The following is an 18,578-nucleotide window of genomic DNA, read 5'->3' on the forward strand; positions in this document are numbered from 1 at the left end:
TCCTTTTCGATGATTGTTGTTGATCAAACCGATGTTGAAGATTCTTGCGGCGCTTCGGCGTCCGGTCGGTCCGTGCGCACGCCGATGGCGGCCGCGATGTAGACCGTGGCGAGGATGAAGAAGATGTACGCCTGCACCATCCCGGTGAGCAGGCCCAGCACCGTCATGACGACGGGGAAGATGAAGGGTGTGATGGTCAGCAGGATGGCGATGATCATGGCACCACTCATCATGTTGCCGAACAGGCGCACCGCCAGGGCAAGCGTGCGCGAGACCTCGCTGATGATGTTGAACGGCAGCATGATGACCGTCGGTTCGGCATAGGACGCGAGGTAGCTGCGCAGGCCCTGATCCGCGATGCCGAAATACGGCACCGCGACCAGCACGCACAGCGCAAGGGCCGCGGTGGTCGACAGCGATCCCGTGGGCGGCTCGTAGCCTGGAACGACGGTGCACAGGGCGGAGACCGCGACGATCAGGAACAGCGTGCCGAGGAAGCCGAGGTACTTGCGTGGCTGGCGCAGGCCCACCTCCCGGATCTGCGTCTCGAGGGCCGTGACGACGATCTCCAGCAGGTTCTGCCAGCGCGACCGCTGGAGCCCTGTGGAGAGCTTTCGGGTAATGAGCCTGGAGCCGACCACCAGCACGAGCATCAGCCCCCAGGTGTACACAATGGTGGCGTTGAGCTTGAAGTGGCCGAACTGCCAGTAGATCAGTTCGTCGGGACTAAGGCGCATGTTCGGCCTCCTGCGACGCATGGGCGCGGCCTTGCGGCGGCGGCCGCGTCAGGCGCACCACCACCGCTCGCGCCACGACGAACCCAAGCAGGCACGTCAGCATCCGCTCCCAATGGCCACCGGAGACTGCGTAAAAGCCCCCGAGTGCGATGCTCAGGCGCGCCAACAGGCTGGCGAAGAACCACAGCGCCGGCTGGGAAGACGCCGCACCCCGCCGAGCAGTCCACCACAGGCCGCCGAAGAAAAGCAGGCCCAGCGCGGCGCCCGCCAGAGCCGACAGCATCAGCACGAGCACCGTTGCCGTTCCGGCGGGGGATGCGAGCAGCTCATTCATCGTCGGACTCCTGTTCCTCGCGCATGGCCTTGTCTTCCTTGGCGACCCAATGCCACGCGTTGAGGCATCCGATGGCGAGCCCGGCGACCAGCAGCGCCAACGTCCACGAATGCGTGTCCGAGTGTCGCTTGTCGAGCCACATGCCGAGCGCCGCGCCCAGCAACGTCGGCACCACCACCGACCAGCCGATCAACCCCATCATGCCAAGACCGAACCATACGCCTTGCGAGGCATTGCGGCGCGCCTTGAGCTTGCGCGTGGCCTTCGTACCCGCCTGCGTGGCAAAGCCCGGCGCATCTTTCGAACGGTCGCCTGCGGGCTCTCGGGTCCATTCGCCTTGGCCACTCGAACCATCGGAGCGCGGCGGCCTTTCCGGTGCCTGGCGGGTTTCGTCAGCCATGATGCAGGCCCCCGAGGCGACGCAGGAACCCGGCCTCCAGCTTGGCCATGACCTGGCGCAGGCTCTGCGCGTCCTCGCTCTGGGTCAGGAACTCGCGCTCCACCGCCTCGCGCAGCCGGGCGAGGTCGGTACCGCCCAAGGCGCGGCGTACCGAGACCAGGACGTCGGGGCCGGTCTTCACGAGCACGCCCTCATCCACGGCCACGCAGACCTCGCCCTGCGCCTGTGTCTCATAGATGAAGATGCCCGGGACAAGCGCCAGCACGCAATCCAGCCGCCGGGGCAAGAGGCCGAACGAACCCTGCCGGGTCTCTGCAACGATGCGGGACACACCGGTCTTCTCGGCGAAGACCTCGAACGGCAGCAGTAGCTTAAGGTTCATGGGCATCGGCTGCCGGCGCTGCCTGGTCCTGACGCTTGGCGTCGTGCTTCGAAGTCCGCCCGGGGCCTGGTCCGGCCTTGGTCTTCGCTTCGTCGATCCTGCCGATCATGTACAGCGCACTCTCCGGGTAGTCCTTGAACTCGTCTGCGAGGATGCGCTCGCATCCGTCCAGCGCGTCTTCAAGACCGACGAGCTTTCCGGCCATGCCGCTGAACTGCTCGGTGGTGACGAAGGGCTGGGTGAGGAAGCGCTCCAGTCGCCGGGCGCGCTCGACCACATTTCGGTCCTGGGTCGAGAGCTGTTCCAGGCCCAGCATCGCGATGATGTCCTTGAGCTGCGCGTACTGCGCCAATGTGCGCCGGATCTCCTGCGCCAGCGCGTAGTGTCGCTGGCCAACAATGCCCGGCGTGGCCATCTTGGAGTTCGACTGCAGCGGATCGACCGCCGGAAACAGGCCTTCGCTGGCGCGCTTGCGCGACAGCACGATCGACGCCGAGAGATGCGAAAACGTGTGCACCGCCGCCGGGTCGGTGAAATCGTCCGCCGGCACGTACACCGCCTGGATGCTCGTGATTGCGCCGGCGTCGGTGTTGGCGATGCGCTCCTCCAGTCCCGCCAACTCGGTGCCCATCGTGGGTTGATAGCCCAGCCGCGACGGCATTTGCCCGAGCAGACCCGACACCTCCGCGCCGGCCTGGATGAAGCGGAAGATGTTGTCGATCAGCAGGAGCACGTCGCGGCGTTCGTCGTCGCGGAAGTACTCGGCCATGGTCAGCGCCGCGTGTCCCACGCGGAAGCGCGCGCCAGGCGGCTCGTTCATCTGGCCGAAGACCATCACCATGTTCGGCAACACGCCGGCTGCCTTCATGTCGCGATAGAGTTCCTCGCCTTCGCGAGAACGCTCACCGATACCGCAGAAGATGCTGATGCCCTTCTGGTGCCCGATCATGTTGTGGATCATTTCGGTGAGCAGCACCGTCTTGCCGACGCCCGCACCACCGAACAGGCCCGCCTTTCCACCTCGCTCCAGCGGCGCGAGCACATCGATGACCTTGATGCCCGTCTCGAAGATTTCGGACTTCGTGGAACGCCGTGCGAGCGGCGGCGGCGCGCGATGCACTGAACGCCACTGGACATCGGACAAGACCGCCTCGCGATCGATGGTGTTGCCGAACACGTCGAACATCCGCGAAAGGATCGCCCGGCCCACAGGTGCCATCAACGGGCTTCCGGTGTCCAGCACCGCCGTGCCGCGGGCCAATCCCTGCGTCGGCGTCAAGGCAATCCCGCGCACACGATGCGCATCGGGCTGCGACAGCACCTCGATCACGATGTGCCCCTTTTCGCCGGCGCGCAGCACGGTGTAGATCGGGGGCAGGCGCCCATCGAACCGTATGTCGATGACGCTTCCGCGCACGGACACAACGGAACCGATGTTGGGGGTTCCGGACTCCGATCGGGGCGATGACGGCAGTCCTGGGGCTGCGGGTGCTGCGATCAAGATGTTCTCCGCGTCGATGGGACCATACCGGGCCGATTCTCAGCCGGGCATGATTCCAACACCGCTGGATGCAAGAGCGACTGCAAGGGCATTATCCGACCGCATGATGGACGCGAGGCCGGCACGCGGAGGAGGGCGGCACGCGGAGGAGGCCGGCACGCGCGGCCCAGTTGGCTGATTCACAAGTGAACCCTGTGCTCGGCCAGCCGTCCAATACTTTCTGACGCCGGTTCGAGCCGACGCTGATGTCGTCGGCATTTTCGCTTCCGGCTACGTGAGCGCGAGCGATTATGAAGCGATCCTCGTTCCGATCGTCGAGTCGAGGCTGAAGCAGATCGACAAGCTACGGCTACTCTCGACCTGAAGCTCGGCGTCGCCCATTGGAAGGCGTGGGAAAGGATCGCTGTCGTCACCGATGTCGATTGGATCGCCAACCTTGGTCGCTTTTTCAGCTTTGCCATGCCGTGCCCGATAAGAGTCTTCCCCAACAGTGCCATCACGCAAGCCACCGCCTGGCTGATCACCGACTGACCGTTCGAATGCCGGCCGGCCGGGCTCTCAGGTGGCGGCGCGCCCACCGGCAATCCATAGACATGCATCGCGCGCTCGCAACGGCAGCCCGGCGCCAGCTCAGCACAGCTGCAAGCGCCCTCAAGTCACCAGGCGCTTGTCGATCATGTGCTTCACGCAGTCCTGCACGTGCTTGGCGAGCGTGCTCTGCGCGCCCTTCCAGTCGCGTTTGAGTGCGCAATCCAGCAGGCGCCGGTGTTCGCCGGCGGCGATCTCGCCGCGGTACACCGCTGCAACCATCTGGTAGCGGAGGTAGCGGTCGTAGATGACCGCATGGATCTGCAGAAGCACCTGCGAGCCGCATGCCGAAATCAGAGCGCGATGGAATTCGCGGTCGTAGTGCTTCCAGGCTTGCGCGTGCGAGTGCCCCTCGGCGTCCATGCGCCGCTCCATCGCGGCCAGCTTGTGGTGCGCTGCGACGACTTTGCCCTCCCACTCCATATCGCCCGCCTCGAACGACTCGCGCAGCGCATGCACTTCCAGCAGACAACGCATGGCGGCCACCTCGCGCAGGTCGGCCGCCGAAACTGGGGTGACCTGAAAGCCGCGCGAACCCTCGGCGACGATGAGGCCTTCCGAGGACAACCGGTTCAGGTTCTCGCGCAGGGTGCCGACGCTGACCTCGTAGGCGTCGCGCATCCGGTCGAGTGTCAACCGCTCGCCGGGCTTCAGCTTGCCGCTGACGATGTCCGCGCGAATGCGCAGGTAGGTTCTTTCGCCGATGGGTTCCGTCTGTCGCGCTTCGTCGAACATGCCTTTTCCCTCTACGCACTGTGGCGACCGAAGCCGCCACACCGCTTCATGATCTTACGCCTGCGGCCATCATCCGACTGATCGTTGGATCCTATTGTCATCGTTGGATAAAGTGACTAATGTCAGATGAACTCATAAGAAGGAGACTCCCATGCCGTCGACGGTTCAACGCCGCGCCATTCTGCGTACCGGCGCCTCCACGCTCGCCCTCGCCGCCGCGCCTCGCCTGTGGGCGCAAGGCGCGATGAAAATGCGCTTCAGCTCGGCCTTTACCGAGCAGGACCTGCGCGCCGAGGCCTACAAAGCCTTTGCCGCCGCCATGAAGAATGACTTCGAGTTCCAGCCGTTCTGGGGCAACACGATGTTCAAGCAAGGCACGGAACTCGTCGCGCTTCAGCGGGGGAATCTCGAGATGGCCAACCTCGCGCCACAAGACATCTCCAAGCAGGTCCCGGCATGGTCGCTGCTGACATCCGCGTATCTGTTCCGCGACGTGGCCCACCTCAAGAAGACCTTCAAGAGCGACGTCGGCCAGCAGTTCGTGAAATTGGCGCGCGATCAACTCGGGATCGAGGTGATCACTCCAGTCTATTTCGGCGCGCGCCACGTCAACCTCAAGCCCGACCGCCAGATCAAGACGCCGGCCGATCTGGCCGGCATCAAGCTACGCATGCCGCCTGGCGAGTTCTGGCAGTTCCTCGGCGAGTCCATCGGTGTCAATCCGACGCCCGTGGCATTCGCGGAGGTCTACACCGCCCTGCAGACGGGCGCCATCGATGGGCAAGACAATCCGCTGCTTCTGAGCAAGCTGATGAAGTTCGACGAGGTGACGACGCAGTTCGTTCTCACCGGGCACGTCATCGGCTATGACGTGATGGCCGTTTCGTCGAAGGCCTGGAGCGAGCTGAAACCCGAACAACAGGCACGCTTTCGCTCGACTGCCGAAAAAGCAATTGACGACTACACCGCCAAGTTCGAGGGCCAGGAGCGGGAAGTGGTCGCCGCGCTGAAGGCCGAGGGCAAGAAGGTCTACACGCCGGACCTGAACGCCTTCCGCACCTTCGCGCAGAAGCGCTACGTCGACAAGTACGGCCGCGATTGGCCCAGCGGTGCGCTGGAGCGCATCAACGCGCTTTAGACCCGGGGATCGTGTCGATGCCTGAAGAGGCCCCCCCGCGGGCCAGCCGCACGTCGCGCGCTCGCTGGCTGGGGCGGCGCGCCAACGACGTCGCAGTCGCGCTGATCGCGACCATGTTCGTTTCATTCCTGCTGCAGATCTTGTTCCGCTATGCCCTGAACCGCCCTCTGGGCTGGACCGAGGAGGTAACCGTGCTGTGCTGGCTGTGGGTGGTGCTGTGGGGTGCGTCGTTCCTGGTCGCGGACGAAGATGAAGTCCGTTTCGACATCGTCTACAACGCCGTGTCACCAGACGTCCGGCGCGCGTTCACGATCATCGCAAGTCTGGCAATGATCGTCCTGATGGCCCTGTCGCTCCCGGCGACGTGGCGCTATGTCGCTTTCATGCGGCGCGAGCATTCTGCCTACCTCGGCATGCGCTTCGACTACCTCTACGCCATCTATCTGCTGTTCGCGATCGTGTGCATCGTGCGGCAAGCGCGCGGGGCGTGGATCGCCTGGCGCGGCGCGGCCCCAACCGTCGCCAAGGACGTTCCAGGGGACAGAGCCGCATGATGGGACTCTCACCCTTCGTGATGTGCGTGATCGTGCTGGTCGCCTTGGCATTGCTCGGTCTGCCGATCGCCCTCTCGATGATCTCCGCGTCAATCTTCTATTTGCTCATGGCCGGGCTTGACCCGGGAACCGCGGCCGAGCAGATTCTGAACGGCCTGTACAACAGCTATGTGCTGCTCGCGGTTCCGCTGTTCATCCTCGCTGCGGACTTGATGAATACGGGCAGTCTGACCGACCGGCTGTTGAGGTTCTGCCTGATACTCGTCGGGCGCTTTCGCGGTGGCCTCGGCCACGTCAACATTGTCTCGAACATCATCTTCGCCGGCATGTCTGGGTCGGCGATCGCGGATGCGGTGGGCATCGGGCGCATCATCATCGGCATGATGTCGCGCGACGGGAAGTATCCGGTCGCCTACGCTGCGGCGATCACCGCCTCGGCCGCGATCATCGGGCCGATCATTCCTCCGTCGATCCCGATGGTGGTCTACGCGCTGGTGTCGGACGCGTCGATCGGCTATCTCTTTCTCGGCGGCGTGATTCCGGGGCTCTTGCTGGGGATCGCCTTCATGGTGATGAACGCGGTCATCTCGACGCGCCGCCGCTACCCGATCGAGCCTCCGGTTCAGCTGCGCGAGGTGCCACGCGCCACGATCGATGCCCTTCCGGCGTTGCTACTGCCGGTGATCCTCCTGTTTGGCATCTACGGTGGTGTGATGACACCCACCGAAGGCGCAGCTGCTGCGGCCGCCTATGCACTGCTTGCCGCAGCGTTGATCTACCGCTCGCTATCGCCCCGCCAGGTATACGGCGTGCTACTGTCGAGCGCGAAGGCCACCACCTCGGTCGGCATGCTGATCGCCGGCGCGCTGGCCTTCAACTACGTCGTTACCGCAGAGAACATCCCGGCTTCGGTGCAGCATTTTGTCGCGGGCTTTCACTTGTCAAGATTCGGCTTCCTGCTGCTGGTCAATGCAATTCTGCTCATGCTGGGTTGCCTGCTCGAGGGCACGACCATCCTGCTCGTCATCGTGCCGATCTTCATCCCGGCCGTGAAGGCACTTGGCATCGACACGGTGCACTTCGGAGTGGTCGTGGTCGTAAACATCATGATCGGGCTCCTGACGCCGCCGTTCGGTCTGCTGCTGTTCGTTGTAGCCAACATGACGCGGCAGCCGCTGGTTGCCATCGTGCGCGAATCGATGCCGTTCATCTTCGCGGCCATCGCGGTGCTCGCGCTCATCACGTTTGTTCCGGAAACCGTCCTGTGGTTGCCGCGCGTCATGGGCTACAAAGGATGAATCCGGATTCCGAGGACACCCCATGAACAAGCCCATCTATGTGCTCAACGGCCCGAATCTCAATCGCCTGGGCACTCGCGAGCCTGGCATCTACGGCAGCACGACCCTCGCGCAGATCGAGGCCCTGTGCCGGCAAGCCGCCGGCGCGCAACCGATCGAGTTCCGGCAGACCAACAGCGAGTCGCAGATGATCGACTGGGTCCATGAAGCAATTGATCAGGGCAGCGGCATTGTCATCAACCCGGCGGGCTACTCATTCACCTCGATCGCCATCCTCGATGCGCTGAAGATGTTCCAGGGCCCCATCGTGGAGATACACATCTCGAACATCCACCGCCGGGAAGAGATCTACCAGCGCTCGTTGATGTCGCGCGCGGCGACCGCCGTCATTGCCGGGCTTGGGGCTAAGGGGTACGCGGTGGCTATCCGAGCCGTCGCAGACCTTGTCGAAGGCGAATCGAGCGCGGCTCCGCGGCCGTGACGCTCCTGATCGCTCCCGCAGACGGAAGAACGTGGGCAGAAGGACCAGCCAGGAAACAATGTCGAAAGCAAGGTCGCGAGCGATGCCATCTAGCGAACTCCCGGAGGCACCGCCGCCAAAACCTTGGCTGCCAGCGCCTGATAGTCACCCCCGAGATGATGCCCGCCCGGCATGACGACAACCTGCGCGCCTGTGTCTCTGAGCAGCGGGCACAGGGAATCCTTTCGTTCGTCCGCACCATAAATGCACAGCGTCTCGGCGGTTGCCATCTTCTTGGCTTCAGGAGCGATCGGCCGATCACCGCTCTTGCCTATCCAGTTGCTCACGTGGAACTCGAAGGAAGCCTTCTCCCCGGGACCGAGCAGCGCCGTGAGTCGCACCAGGGCCCGCGTGCGCGCCGGCAAGCGGTTGAGGGCGAATGGCAGTATGTCTGCGCCCTGCGAATACCCGATCAAGATGACCTCGGTGCGCTTCCAGTGTGCCGCGTAGTAGCGGATGACCCGGTCAAGGTCGGCGGCGACGCCCTCCGGCGTGCGGGCCGACCAGAAGTAGCGCAGGGAGTCGATCCCCGCGACCGGCACGCCCGCCGCGGCGAGTGCCGCCGCAACGCGCTTGTCGATGCCGGCCCAACCGCCGTCGCCCGAGATCATCACTGCGAAGCGCGAGCCGTCGCCAGCGGCGGCAACTTCTGTCATCGGCAGGTCCGCGAGCGTGGCAGGCGGGGATTCGAGGGCTGCGCGTTGTTTGGCAAGGTACTCGAAGGCCGACTCGAAGCCGGCGGGCAATTCCTGGGTGTCCGAAGTGGCCTTCGCGGGCACGCCAATCCACGTGGCCTCGGGAACTTCTCGGGTGAACGCCCGCGCCCTCACCGTGCAGGCGGACGGGGCGTCACCTTGAACCGCGGCCCAGGCGGCCGTGAGTCGAGTGCCGGCATCCAGGTCGACGCCGCTGGCCGCCGGCCGCCATCGAAGCACGCCCTCCTCGCACAACGGCATCGGCAGCGTCAGCCGCGGACAGAAGTCCAACGAAAGTGCCCCTGTAAACGTCTGGACTGGTGCCTGGGCGAGTAAACCATAGACGAATGCGCCGCCATTGCCGGTGCCGACCAGCAGCGGCTCGATGTAGCCGGGCACCTTCTCATACGCCTGCACGTAGCGCGCGAAGTTCTCGACGCCGCCGGGTCCGTGGACGCATTGGCGGCTCACCGCCGCGATGCCGTCGTAGAAGACCGGCAGCGGCACAACCACCACCATCGCGCCCTTGGCCACCATCCATTGCACAAGCCTGTGGTCTCGCGCGCTCGGTTTGCTGTCACCGGAGAACAGAAGGACGAACTGTTGGACCTGCCCCGCAGGTCGAAAGACCGGTACGTCCACGAACACGCCATGAGTGATGAGATGGGTGGCCATGGGCGCGCTTGTCGGTTCTTGCGTCTGGGCGACAGCCAACCGAAGTAGACCCACGAAGAGAACCGCCCCGATGGCCATGGCCCGCAGGCCAGGCATCCGCGCCGAGCGTTGATTCATTTTGCAATTACTCCCTTGGCCCCACCGCCGATCAAGGCCGCCAGATCAATCAGAACGAGCAGCGGCGACACCCCACCCGCAGCGGCCAGATAGCGAGCTTCCCAGACGGGTTCGAACTTGTCCTTGAAGCTGAAGAGGCCACGGAAGTTGTAAAAGCGCTCGCCGTAGTCGAACAGCACGCGACCCAGTCGCTGCCAGCGCGGCGCGCTCTGCCGCGTTGCCATGCCGGCCATGGGCGACATGCCCAGTCCGAATCGATGGAAACCCTTGGCCTGCAGGTGAAGCAGGATCCTGGCGAACAGAAAATCCATGGTTCCTGGAGGCGATTCAGGCAGATGGCGCATCAGGTCGACGCACGCCTCCTGCGCCGCGTCCGTGGTGAACAGCGTCGCGAACGCGATGACCCGACCTTCGTATCGCACCACTGCAACTGGGAAGCGCGCCAGCCGAGCAGGGTCGAAGCGGCCAACGGAGAAGCCTTTCTCGCGGGCGTTTTGTTTGTCCAGCCAGGCGTCGGAGACGGCCTGCAGCTCTGGCATCACGTTCATCACGGCTTCCGGCGCCAGAACCTCGAACGACAAGCCTTCACGTTCGCCGCGATTCATGCCTGAACGCAGATTGGCCCTCCTGGCTCCCTTGAGGCTGAACTCAGGCAGTTCGATGTGTGCGTACTCGCCTAGCTTGAACGCCTGCAATCCGCAGTCCAGGTACAGCGGCAAACTGGCGGGCCGCACTTGATAGAAGGCCGGCCGACCGCCATGGGCCGAAGCAAGTTCGACGAAGGTCCAAACCAGATCGGGCCATTCATTCGGCTCCCCGATCGGGCCGAAGAGCGCAATCCACGAGCGGCCGCGCTTGCCGAACATGAGGAAGCTCTTGCCGGTGGGAGAAAACAGCAGGTGCTTGTCGCCCATGAGAGCCATGCAGCCCTCCGGCGCCGAACTCGATCGGACGATGGCCGCCGCTCGATCGATCTCTTCATCGGACGGATATGCGACTTCGCCCGCCGGAAGACGCAGCAACTGCCACAGCCCGAAGGTAAGGGCCGTCAGTGCCGCCCCCAGCAACGCGCGCAGCGAACGTGGAGCCTGTGCATCGAGTTCGAACTCCCAGCACAACCGACGGGTGTAGCTCACCTCCTGGTAGGCAAAGAGCAGGATCCAGACACAAGCAGCAAACACGGCGGCCAGCGCAAAGATCCACCCAGGCTCAAGATGTTGGGAAAACAGCGATGACGGCCGGTCGAACTGGCGACGTGAGATCAGCAACAACACCGCGAGGGCCGACATCAGCGCGGCCTCGTGCAATGCGATGCCCTTGGGTAGCGCGAGGACGGCCGAAGCGACGGACAGGCCCAGTGCTACCCACCATGCCGCATCGAGCCGGTGGAACAGCCCGCGGGCCACCAGCAGCAAACCCAGGCCGGCGACACTGCCAAGAAAGTGCGACGCCTCAATCAGTGGAAGTGGCACCTTCAGCGCTTCGAGCAGGTCCCGCGCGTCTTCGGTCAACGGAGTCACGCCCGAAACCAGCAGCCAGATGCCGGCAACCAGCGCCAGGGCCGCCAATAGGCGCGGGCTCAGTCGCACCGCTGCGCGTCCAATGGGGGCGGCCACGCCGGAGCGCAATTCGTAAGTCAGCACGATGGCCGTCGCGATCACCAGGGGGAGCACGTAGTAGATGCCGCGATTGAGCAGCAGCGCGCCGAGCATGGCTTCGGTCGGCACGTGCGCGCCGCTGATGAGGAGCATGACCGCCTCGAAGACGCCCACACCACCCGGGACATGGCTCACGATGCCGGCAGCCACGGCAATGGCGTAAAAGCTGATGAAGGTTGATGGAGCAATGCGATCCGCCGGAAGCAGGAACCACAGCGCTGCCGCCGAGGCCGCCAGTTCGAGCGCCGAGAGCACCAGTTGCCGAGTTGCGAGCCGGACCGGTGGCAGTCGAAGCGTTCTGCGTGCACCGAGGTTGAGCACTCGCCGCCGGGCGCAAAGCCAGAGGAATGCGGCCACCCCCAGCAGCGTCGTGCCCGAGATCAACCGCAGGAGCGTCACCGGCATCCGCAGGAGCGGCGCAACATGGGGTGCGTCCCAGAGGAGGGCTAGCGCGCCGAACGTCGAGATGCCCAGAGCGAACGCGACGGCGTTGAACGTGATCACCTGAACGATCTGGTGCGGCGTCAGGCCCGACGCCGTGTACATGCGTGTGCGGACTGCACCACCCGTCAGCGGGCCGAAGCCGATGGTGTTGGACAGCGCATAGGCCACGAAGGAAGTGAGGACCACGGTGGAGCGCTGGACACTGGCGTGCGCATACGTGAGCGACGAGAAGTCGTATCCAGTCAGGATGAGATAGCTCGCGGCCGTCGCCGCCAAGGCGAGCCCGATGTGAAGATCCGGCGTGGCCGCGACGGCCTGCATCACGCTGCCGTAGCGCACCTCGCGCAGCAGGCCATGCAGCGCCATTCCGACCAGCGCGCACAACAGCGCGCCCAGAGCCGCCAGCACCCACGGCCTGAAGCGCGGCCAGGAGGCGGCAAAGCGGTACGTCAGCAGCGTGAAGTGTCGAGGGATTGCGGGGGGTACTGCAGTCACAGCAAGGTGAGTATTTCCATGCTTTTCTCGGGAGTGGAAACCAACTCTCCACTGAGTAACGCGGCATCGCGCTCTTGGTTGTCACGAACTCGGCGCTCGATGTGAGGCGAGGGGAAAATCTGGGGCACTACGTCGCCGCAATGGAGTCTACAAATAGCTGGGTGCGGCCGGGCGCGATTTGGCCCCCTCGCGACGTGCTCCAGCGCTGTTCAAGACGGAGGAACGACCATGATCAGGCGAATCTTGTTGGCCTATGACGGATCGGAAAGCGCCGATAACGCGTTGACGTTTGCAGTGGACCTTGTGCATCGATATGTCGCCGAAATCTACGTTCTGACGGTGGCCAGGTTGCCTGACTTCGCCAATGAAATGGCCGTCTCTGGCGGCTTGGAAACCGTCTATGAGCAGTGCAATGAACTCCTGCGATCAGTGAGGGAGAGACTGAACAAGGAGTCGATTGCGTCGACGCTCGAAGTGACCATCGGGCAGCCCGGGGAGCAAATCGTTCGCCATGCAGAGAAACACAACATCGATCTGATCGTGGTCGGCCACCGCGGACACACGTTGTTCGATCGCTGGCTCATCGGTTCTGTCGCGCGCCAGGTCATCAGCCACTCACATTGCACTGTGACGGTGGTGAGGTAGTACGTGGCCCACAGGCATTCTCCCGTGGGCCCCAGAATGCCTCATATTATGAGGCATCTGTGGGCCTTCGGCATCGGGAAGCTGGCCGCATGTGCGTCTCCCTCGCAGGATGAAACACCGAAGTGAGATCGTCACGGCATGAGGAAAATTTACTCATCTTGTGAGTAATCCATGGCGGCGTGTATTCCTTGCAGAGGCGACGTCCGTTTAGCCTTCGCGCCCTGTTTCTCTGGCCCTCCGACTTGAGGTTTCCGTTGGCAACCAATCCTCCCCCGCTGCTGAAAGAGCAGCTCGAAGCACTTTCGCTATTCCGATATCAGCTGCGTACCTTCCTTCGCTTCAGCGAGGACGCGGCTCGCGCAGCCGGCGTCACGGTGCTTCAGTACCAGCTGATGCTGCATACCCAGGGATATCCGGGCCGCTCGTGGGCCACCATCAGCGAACTCGCACTCCGCCTGCAGGCCCAGCCGCACGGTGTCGTGGCGCTTGTGTCCCGCTGCGAGGCCCTTGGACTCGTGCGGCGAACGCCCAGTCAAACGGACCGCCGACAAGTGGAGGTTCACCTGCTACCCAAAGGGCGCAGGCTTCTCTCGAAGCTTGCGCCCCTGCATCAAGGACAGCTCGCGGGGTTGGCCAAGGCTGTGCAATCGGCGAAGGAGGCCAGATCATGAGATTGTGGAGCCGTCGCGCACCTCAGGCAGATCGACCTACGTTGGATGGCCCATGCGACGAACTGGGGCGGGCGATCGCGATTTGGCTGTCAGATAGGGAGCGCGACTTGTCATGCGAGATTGTCGAGCGCCTGCAGGCGGGGCGCTTGCGGGCGATTGCCAACCGCAAGGTGGTGCCACAACAGCCGCGACCACCTCTCGCATGGCTGAACTCTTCAATCTCCCTCAGAAGCGCCCGGATCTGGGTACGCATCGGGTCCATCGCGCCACTCGTCGTCCTCATCGCCGGGCTTGCTCTAATCAGCGGCGAACTTGACGACCGTGCGGCGCAGATGGAGGCAGAAGTCGACGCGCAGTTGCTCACGGACGTGCTGCCACCGTCCGCCTACATCGATGCCGGCTTTCGCGAGTTCCTCAGACCCACCCCGCGTCGAACGGCAGTTCACCCGGACTCGTTGAAGCCGAGCGCGGCCTCGGCTGCCACCCGACATGCTTGACGCGCCCGCTCGCGAACAAACGCGCCTTGGCCTTTGTCGACGCCGCCCAGCCCGCCTACGGCCATGAACCACGAGCCTGATTTCCTGCAGAACTTGCGCGCCGAACTGTCGAGCGGCCGCGTATGGTTGGACCGTGCCATCGTGCTTGGCTACGCGATCGTCGCAGGTCTGTTCGTTGTGGGATTCACGATGGCAAGCGACTGGGCATTCGGGCTGTTCCAGGGCCTCCACCGGGCCCATGCCTGGGTCATCCTGCTGTGGACACCGGCCGCCACAGCCGCGATCGTCTGGGCGACAAGGCGTTGGGCGCCGACAGCGGCTGGCTCCGGCATCCCGCAGGTGAAGGCCGCTCTGGATGCGGCCATGCCGCCGGAGCGGCGGAGCTTTTTCGTGTCGCTCAGGTTGACGCTCGCGAAGATCGGACTTGCTGTGCTCGGCTTCGCAGCCGGCCTTTCGATCGGGCGCGAGGGTCCTTCGGTGCAAGTGGCTGCCGGCGTCATGCAGCACGCTCGACGCTGGCTTTCGCCTCGCACGACGATCGATGCGAGGGGCCTGTTGCTGGCGGGCGGCGCCGCCGGCATCGCCGCGGCCTTCAATGCGCCCTTGGCGGGCGTCGTCTTCGCGATTGAGGAGCTCTCGGGCCGAATTGAAGCGCGCGCAAGCGGGCTCATCATCACGGCGATCGTGCTAGCAGGCCTGGTGGCGGTTTCCGCGTTCGGCAACCTCAGCTATTTCGGCGTCATCAAGGTGCCGCGCATTGGCTGGGAGGTGCTGTGGCCGGGGCTTTTGACCGCGATTGTGAGCGGCGCCGCGGGTGGGTTGTTCGCACGGCTCATGGCGGCGTCACTGACTCATGCGCCTGGACGACTCAACGGGCTGCGTGCGCGCGGTCCCGTGCGCTTCGCGGCCCTAGGTGGATTGACTGTTGCAGTGATCGGCCTCGTGACGAACGGCATGACCTTCGGCTCGGGGTCGGCAGCCGTGAAGGACATGCTCGCGGGTGGAGTCGGCCTTACGTCACTCTACACACTGCTCAAGTTCATCGCCACTTGGCTGACGGCTTGGTGCGGCGTGCCCGGCGGGATCTTTGCGCCGGCATTGTCGATCGGTGCCGGAATCGGCGAAGCCATCGCTCAACTCTCCGGTTCCGCGCTCGGCACAGCACTGATTGCCATGGGTATGGCCGGGTTCCTCGCGGCCGTGACACAGGCGCCACTTACCGCCTTCATCATCGTCATGGAAATGGTTGATGGCCATTCCATGGTGCTTAGCCTGATGGCTTCCGCCATGCTGGCCAGCCTGGTCTCGCGCATGATCAGCCGGCCCCTCTATGAGACGCTCGCGGCCCACATGGTGAGAGCCGCAATCGGCTCCCCGACGCCGCTCATCAGCACTCATCCATCGTCCGAGCGGTCGTGAGCGGGTGCGTGCCAAAGCGAATTCTTTATGCGCAGGGCCCGGGCTCCGCCTGCCGCCCGGCTCGAAGAAACTCAACCGCACCGCTCTGGTCAATCGCGGCGACCCGGGCTTGATGCGGATCAAGTCTTGGCCTAGCCGATCCGCGAATACTGGAACCCGCCCCGCAATTCGCCCACTGAGAACCATGATCGGCTGAATGCAAGCCATTCGCAAGCATCGAGGAAGCCATGCAAAGCATAGACCGTCTTGTTGAACAACATATCCGCGAATCGGAATCGCATCTTCGACATATCGACGAATTGATGGCCAAGGCAAGCCAGCCTGCCATCGATACGTCAGCAGCCCCTGAAGTTCAGACGCTGCTGAGTCAAGTCAAGGAAGACCGTGCGCGACTGGTGCAGGAACTCGAAGACGTCCGCCGAGGTTTCGTAAACGGGAGTGACCCGAACACGGTCCAGCGCGGTGAAGGCCTGAAGTCCGCCTTGCAGGCGGTGGGAATTCAATTCGAACGAGCACTCACCGCGATCCTCGACTCCCGAGGACTGTAGTTCGATGAATTTGCCGTTCGCTCGTCGCGGATGCATCGGGCTTCAACCTTCATCGCACAAGGTAAGCGGCCGGCTCGCTCGCATGAGCTCTTCGGCCATCACGGACCAGGCCTTTTCCGTTGTGTGGGTGATGTCCCACGCGTGGCCTAGGACGATCGCACCAGCAGCACCGGCACGGGACTGGCTCGGGCGATCAGGTCGGCGTCACTGCCAAAGACCAGGCGGCTCAAGCCGTGGCGTCCGTGCGTCCCCATCACGATGAGATCGCAGTGCTGAGTCTGGGCCTCTTGCAAGATGAGATCTGAAACCGTATTGGGTACCGCTTCGATCAAGACGCACTCGGCTGGAACTCCGGAATCGGCAGCGCTTCTTTGTGCGTCGGCGAGTAAAGCCTCGGCCCTCTGGCGGACTTTCTGGACCGCAGCGTCGAAGGTGGACTCCGCCGATTGATCGACCTGCGCCTTGAAATCGTCGATGACGTGCAGCAGCCTCAACCGGCTTTTCAGCGCCGCGGCCAAACGAATCGCCTCGCGTAGACCGCGCTCGGAGATCGGGGTGTCGTCGATGGGAACCAAGATGTGCTGATACATGAATCTACCTACGAATGTGGACCGCGTGGACTGCGTGCATCGCTGGGCGCCATTGAGCGGTCGAGCCTGGTGAATTATTGGCACAGTAGGAATTGAATCAATCAGAGAATTGCTTTGAGTGGACGAAGTGCGCCTGCGGATGCGCTGTCTTTGACGACGCCAGGCGCCCCCCATATCCGCCCCGTGCCCAGCGGCATATCAGCGGCGGCCGATGTTCTGCTACCGGCCTATCACCGATGGCGAGTAGCTCCTCTCGGCGCTGGGGGAGGCGTCCATGGCCTCTCGGTCCGCGGCGCGGGCCGGAACGCTCAGGCGAGGACTTCGCCGTGGACGCCGGCCGCCAGCGTCTTCTTCTCCCAGCGCTCCATCGGAACGACTTCCCCGACCGGGCCGTTGGGCGAGCGGAACTTGACCGGCAGGTGCCCGGGCGCCGTCAGGATCTCGCCGCCGTTGGCCTTGATGGCGGCGATGAATTCCTCGAGGTTCTCGACTTCCATGCCGATGTGATGGATGCAGGGCGCGGGGCCCGCGAAGTCGGCCTCGTCCGAATCCGGGCCTTCGTAATGGATCAGGGTCAGGTCCATGTAGCCGTCGGTCAGGTGATGCGAGATGTGGTCGCCGTTCTTGCCCTTGCGGCGCACGGTGTTCACGTGCGTGTAGCCGAAGACGGTTTCGTAGAAGGCGCGCGTCTTCTCGACGTCGTCGACCTTGAGGGCAATGTGCTTGATGAAGTTGGGCATGGGGTTCTCCGCAAAAGTACGCGCCACCGCGGCGCGCTTCGAGAAGGACTTTAGGACGCGCACCCCCAATCCGTCAATCGAATCATTCGAATAATTCAATTTATTTGACGCATGAGGGTTCGCGCTATCCTCCTTCGCTCCAAGCCCTGTTAACGAACAGCCAGAATCCGCCCCGGACGACCCCGAACGATGCAGCCAGAATCACCCAAGCCCGCCCAGCGGTTGTACGAATCGGTACGTGCCCGCGTGGTCGACCGCCTGCGCTCGGGCCACTGGTCGCCCGGCGACCGCATCCCGACGGAGGCGGAGCTGGCGTCGGAATTCGGCGTCGGCATCGGCACCATCCGGCGTGCCGTCGAGGAACTCGTGGCGGAGGGCGTGCTGATCCGGCGCGCCCGGCGCGGCACCACGGTGGCGCGGCACACCAACGAGAACAGCTTCGACATGTTCTTCAGCTTCGTCGACCTGGCCGGCAGCCCGATCAAGGTGTCGGCGAAGCTGCTGAGCTTCGCGAAGGAGCGCGCAAGCCCGGAGGTGGCCGCCGCGCTGCGCCTGGCGCGCGGCGCGCGGGTCGCGCGCATCGAGAACCTGCGTCTTCTCGACGGGGCACCGGTGATGCTGGACCGCATCTGGATTCCGCTCGAACGCTTCGCCGACCTGAGCATCGAGACCTTCTCGGCGCGGCGCAGCTCGATCTATGGCTACTACCAGGAGCACCACGGCATCTCGATCGTGCGCGTGGTCGAGGACCTGGGCGCGTGCAGCGCGGACGACAGCCTCGCCCAGCCGCTGGAGCTCGCGGCCGGCGATCCGCTGCTTCGCATCCAGCGCACCGCCTTTACCTACAAGGACACGCCCATCGAGTTCCGGCTGCGCCACGTGAACTCGGCGGACTGCCGCTACCGCAGCGTGCGCGGCCTGCAGGACTAGGCTGAAGTTCCTTGTACTTCGTAGTCACTCGGGAAGCGGCAAGTGGTTGTCGTGGTTCACGAATCCTCCTCTTCGGAGGATTTTTTTGGTGTCAATATGTAGTCACTAAATAGTTGACATTATGGCTCTTGTTGTATATATTGGCATTCATGGCAGCCCGCACCGGAACCGCTCACGTCGTCACTACGACCCGCAAGTACAAGGACCAGGTCTATCGCACCCACCTGCTACGCCGCAGCTACCGCGAGGACGGCAAGGTCAAGAACG

21 protein-coding genes are annotated in these 18,578 nt (G+C 63.9%); 11 read left to right on the forward strand and 10 right to left on the reverse strand.

Annotation, left to right across the window (positions count from 1 at the left end):
• Positions 1 to 23: 23 nt before the first annotated feature.
• From AC1DNF_RS28065 to atpD, 5 genes are read right to left on the reverse strand one after another with little or no spacing between them, the layout of a single operon-like run.
• A complete protein-coding gene (locus AC1DNF_RS28065; protein ID WP_478151933.1) occupies positions 24 to 737 on the reverse strand; it encodes a F0F1 ATP synthase subunit A in 714 nt (237 codons plus the stop codon).
• A complete protein-coding gene (locus AC1DNF_RS28070; RefSeq protein ID WP_477925542.1) occupies positions 727 to 1,071 on the reverse strand; it encodes an N-ATPase subunit AtpR in 345 nt (114 codons plus the stop codon). Before AC1DNF_RS28070 ends, AC1DNF_RS28065 begins: the two co-directional genes overlap by 11 nt.
• Positions 1,064 to 1,471: an AtpZ/AtpI family protein gene (locus tag AC1DNF_RS28075; protein WP_478151934.1), complete on the reverse strand. Its 408-nt coding sequence runs from the start codon at positions 1,469 to 1,471 to the stop codon at positions 1,064 to 1,066. The genes AC1DNF_RS28070 and AC1DNF_RS28075 overlap by 8 nt, the downstream gene beginning before the upstream one ends.
• Positions 1,464 to 1,853 carry a F0F1 ATP synthase subunit epsilon gene (locus AC1DNF_RS28080; protein ID WP_478151935.1) on the reverse strand — a complete coding sequence of 130 codons (390 nt, stop codon included), beginning with the start codon at positions 1,851 to 1,853 and terminating at the stop codon, positions 1,464 to 1,466. The genes AC1DNF_RS28075 and AC1DNF_RS28080 overlap by 8 nt, the downstream gene beginning before the upstream one ends.
• On the reverse strand, positions 1,843 to 3,270 hold the full coding sequence (gene atpD, locus AC1DNF_RS28085; RefSeq protein WP_478151936.1) for a F0F1 ATP synthase subunit beta: 1,428 nt from the start codon (positions 3,268 to 3,270) through the stop codon (positions 1,843 to 1,845). Before atpD ends, AC1DNF_RS28080 begins: the two co-directional genes overlap by 11 nt.
• A 444-nt stretch (positions 3,271 to 3,714) precedes the next feature.
• Here atpD and AC1DNF_RS28090 point away from each other — a divergent pair, with 444 nt between their 5' ends.
• Positions 3,715 to 3,885 carry a SpoIIAA family protein gene (locus AC1DNF_RS28090; RefSeq protein ID WP_478151953.1) on the forward strand — a complete coding sequence of 57 codons (171 nt, stop codon included), beginning with the start codon at positions 3,715 to 3,717 and terminating at the stop codon, positions 3,883 to 3,885.
• A 120-nt stretch (positions 3,886 to 4,005) separates the two neighbouring features.
• On the opposite strand, the gene AC1DNF_RS28095 is transcribed toward AC1DNF_RS28090, so the two are convergent.
• Positions 4,006 to 4,677 (reverse strand): GntR family transcriptional regulator, encoded by a 672-nt coding sequence (locus tag AC1DNF_RS28095; protein ID WP_478151937.1) that lies wholly within the window; start codon positions 4,675 to 4,677, stop codon positions 4,006 to 4,008.
• 151 nt (positions 4,678 to 4,828) lie between these two features.
• Here AC1DNF_RS28095 and dctP point away from each other — a divergent pair, with 151 nt between their 5' ends.
• The 4 genes from dctP to AC1DNF_RS28115 are packed head-to-tail and all read left to right on the forward strand — an operon-like array spanning position 4,829 to position 8,148.
• Positions 4,829 to 5,815 (forward strand): TRAP transporter substrate-binding protein DctP, encoded by a 987-nt coding sequence (gene dctP, locus AC1DNF_RS28100; protein ID WP_478151938.1) that lies wholly within the window; start codon positions 4,829 to 4,831, stop codon positions 5,813 to 5,815.
• A gap of 17 nt (positions 5,816 to 5,832) precedes the next feature.
• Positions 5,833 to 6,369, forward strand: coding sequence for a TRAP transporter small permease (locus AC1DNF_RS28105; protein WP_478151939.1), 537 nt, complete (start codon positions 5,833 to 5,835; stop codon positions 6,367 to 6,369).
• Positions 6,366 to 7,667 (forward strand): TRAP transporter large permease, encoded by a 1,302-nt coding sequence (locus AC1DNF_RS28110; RefSeq protein ID WP_478151940.1) that lies wholly within the window; start codon positions 6,366 to 6,368, stop codon positions 7,665 to 7,667. The genes AC1DNF_RS28105 and AC1DNF_RS28110 overlap by 4 nt, the downstream gene beginning before the upstream one ends.
• Before the next feature lie 22 nt (positions 7,668 to 7,689).
• Positions 7,690 to 8,148: a type II 3-dehydroquinate dehydratase gene (locus tag AC1DNF_RS28115; protein ID WP_478151941.1), complete on the forward strand. Its 459-nt coding sequence runs from the start codon at positions 7,690 to 7,692 to the stop codon at positions 8,146 to 8,148.
• Between the two features lie 89 nt (positions 8,149 to 8,237).
• Here AC1DNF_RS28115 and AC1DNF_RS28120 read toward each other — a convergent pair whose 3' ends face one another.
• Positions 8,238 to 9,557, reverse strand: a complete 1,320-nt coding sequence (locus tag AC1DNF_RS28120) for an AcvB/VirJ family lysyl-phosphatidylglycerol hydrolase (protein ID WP_478151942.1) — start codon at positions 9,555 to 9,557, stop codon at positions 8,238 to 8,240.
• A 113-nt stretch (positions 9,558 to 9,670) separates the two neighbouring features.
• Positions 9,671 to 12,271, reverse strand: coding sequence for a bifunctional lysylphosphatidylglycerol flippase/synthetase MprF (mprF, locus tag AC1DNF_RS28125; protein ID WP_478151943.1), 2,601 nt, complete (start codon positions 12,269 to 12,271; stop codon positions 9,671 to 9,673).
• Between the two features lie 228 nt (positions 12,272 to 12,499).
• Between mprF and AC1DNF_RS28130 the strand changes: the two genes are divergently transcribed.
• The 5 genes from AC1DNF_RS28130 (at position 12,500) to AC1DNF_RS28150 (ending at position 16,051) form a co-directional block, all read left to right on the forward strand.
• Positions 12,500 to 12,916: a universal stress protein gene (locus tag AC1DNF_RS28130; RefSeq protein WP_478151944.1), complete on the forward strand. Its 417-nt coding sequence runs from the start codon at positions 12,500 to 12,502 to the stop codon at positions 12,914 to 12,916.
• Between the two features lie 254 nt (positions 12,917 to 13,170).
• Positions 13,171 to 13,587, forward strand: coding sequence for a MarR family winged helix-turn-helix transcriptional regulator (locus AC1DNF_RS28135; RefSeq protein ID WP_478151945.1), 417 nt, complete (start codon positions 13,171 to 13,173; stop codon positions 13,585 to 13,587).
• Positions 13,584 to 14,084, forward strand: coding sequence for a DUF3619 family protein (locus AC1DNF_RS28140; protein WP_478151946.1), 501 nt, complete (start codon positions 13,584 to 13,586; stop codon positions 14,082 to 14,084). Before AC1DNF_RS28135 ends, AC1DNF_RS28140 begins: the two co-directional genes overlap by 4 nt.
• A 63-nt stretch (positions 14,085 to 14,147) precedes the next feature.
• Complete coding sequence (locus tag AC1DNF_RS28145; RefSeq protein WP_478151947.1) at positions 14,148 to 15,503, forward strand: chloride channel protein; 1,356 nt, start codon at positions 14,148 to 14,150, stop codon at positions 15,501 to 15,503.
• Positions 15,504 to 15,730: 227 nt separating this feature from the next.
• Complete coding sequence (locus tag AC1DNF_RS28150; protein WP_478151948.1) at positions 15,731 to 16,051, forward strand: hypothetical protein; 321 nt, start codon at positions 15,731 to 15,733, stop codon at positions 16,049 to 16,051.
• Between the two features lie 146 nt (positions 16,052 to 16,197).
• Here AC1DNF_RS28150 and AC1DNF_RS28155 read toward each other — a convergent pair whose 3' ends face one another.
• Both AC1DNF_RS28155 and AC1DNF_RS28160 read right to left on the reverse strand, forming a co-directional pair.
• Positions 16,198 to 16,641 carry a universal stress protein gene (locus AC1DNF_RS28155; protein WP_478151949.1) on the reverse strand — a complete coding sequence of 148 codons (444 nt, stop codon included), beginning with the start codon at positions 16,639 to 16,641 and terminating at the stop codon, positions 16,198 to 16,200.
• A gap of 308 nt (positions 16,642 to 16,949) precedes the next feature.
• Complete coding sequence (locus tag AC1DNF_RS28160) at positions 16,950 to 17,381, reverse strand: VOC family protein (protein ID WP_478151950.1); 432 nt, start codon at positions 17,379 to 17,381, stop codon at positions 16,950 to 16,952.
• A 189-nt stretch (positions 17,382 to 17,570) separates the two neighbouring features.
• Between AC1DNF_RS28160 and AC1DNF_RS28165 the strand changes: the two genes are divergently transcribed.
• Positions 17,571 to 18,311 (forward strand): GntR family transcriptional regulator, encoded by a 741-nt coding sequence (locus tag AC1DNF_RS28165; protein WP_478151951.1) that lies wholly within the window; start codon positions 17,571 to 17,573, stop codon positions 18,309 to 18,311.
• Positions 18,312 to 18,578 lie beyond the last annotated feature (267 nt).

It is taken from the genome of Variovorax sp. 01T432, assembly GCF_056398605.1.

Excerpts from the sequence above, each read along its gene's own strand:
- AC1DNF_RS28065 (WP_478151933.1), bottom strand. The coding sequence starts at position 737 with ATGCGCCTTAGTCCCGACGAACTGATCTACTGGCAGTTCGGCCACTTC.
- AC1DNF_RS28070 (WP_477925542.1), bottom strand. The coding sequence starts at position 1,071 with ATGAATGAGCTGCTCGCATCCCCCGCCGGAACGGCAACGGTGCTCGTG.
- AC1DNF_RS28075 (WP_478151934.1), bottom strand. The coding sequence starts at position 1,471 with ATGGCTGACGAAACCCGCCAGGCACCGGAAAGGCCGCCGCGCTCCGAT.
- AC1DNF_RS28080 (WP_478151935.1), bottom strand. The coding sequence starts at position 1,853 with ATGAACCTTAAGCTACTGCTGCCGTTCGAGGTCTTCGCCGAGAAGACC.
- AC1DNF_RS28095 (WP_478151937.1), bottom strand. The coding sequence starts at position 4,677 with ATGTTCGACGAAGCGCGACAGACGGAACCCATCGGCGAAAGAACCTAC.
- dctP (WP_478151938.1), top strand. The coding sequence starts at position 4,829 with ATGCCGTCGACGGTTCAACGCCGCGCCATTCTGCGTACCGGCGCCTCC.
- AC1DNF_RS28105 (WP_478151939.1), top strand. The coding sequence starts at position 5,833 with ATGCCTGAAGAGGCCCCCCCGCGGGCCAGCCGCACGTCGCGCGCTCGC.
- AC1DNF_RS28110 (WP_478151940.1), top strand. The coding sequence starts at position 6,366 with ATGATGGGACTCTCACCCTTCGTGATGTGCGTGATCGTGCTGGTCGCC.
- AC1DNF_RS28115 (WP_478151941.1), top strand. The coding sequence starts at position 7,690 with ATGAACAAGCCCATCTATGTGCTCAACGGCCCGAATCTCAATCGCCTG.
- AC1DNF_RS28120 (WP_478151942.1), bottom strand. The coding sequence starts at position 9,557 with ATGGCCACCCATCTCATCACTCATGGCGTGTTCGTGGACGTACCGGTC.
- AC1DNF_RS28130 (WP_478151944.1), top strand. The coding sequence starts at position 12,500 with ATGATCAGGCGAATCTTGTTGGCCTATGACGGATCGGAAAGCGCCGAT.
- AC1DNF_RS28140 (WP_478151946.1), top strand. The coding sequence starts at position 13,584 with ATGAGATTGTGGAGCCGTCGCGCACCTCAGGCAGATCGACCTACGTTG.
- AC1DNF_RS28145 (WP_478151947.1), top strand. The coding sequence starts at position 14,148 with ATGAACCACGAGCCTGATTTCCTGCAGAACTTGCGCGCCGAACTGTCG.
- AC1DNF_RS28150 (WP_478151948.1), top strand. The coding sequence starts at position 15,731 with ATGCAAAGCATAGACCGTCTTGTTGAACAACATATCCGCGAATCGGAA.
- AC1DNF_RS28155 (WP_478151949.1), bottom strand. The coding sequence starts at position 16,641 with ATGTATCAGCACATCTTGGTTCCCATCGACGACACCCCGATCTCCGAG.
- AC1DNF_RS28160 (WP_478151950.1), bottom strand. The coding sequence starts at position 17,381 with ATGCCCAACTTCATCAAGCACATTGCCCTCAAGGTCGACGACGTCGAG.
- AC1DNF_RS28165 (WP_478151951.1), top strand. The coding sequence starts at position 17,571 with ATGCAGCCAGAATCACCCAAGCCCGCCCAGCGGTTGTACGAATCGGTA.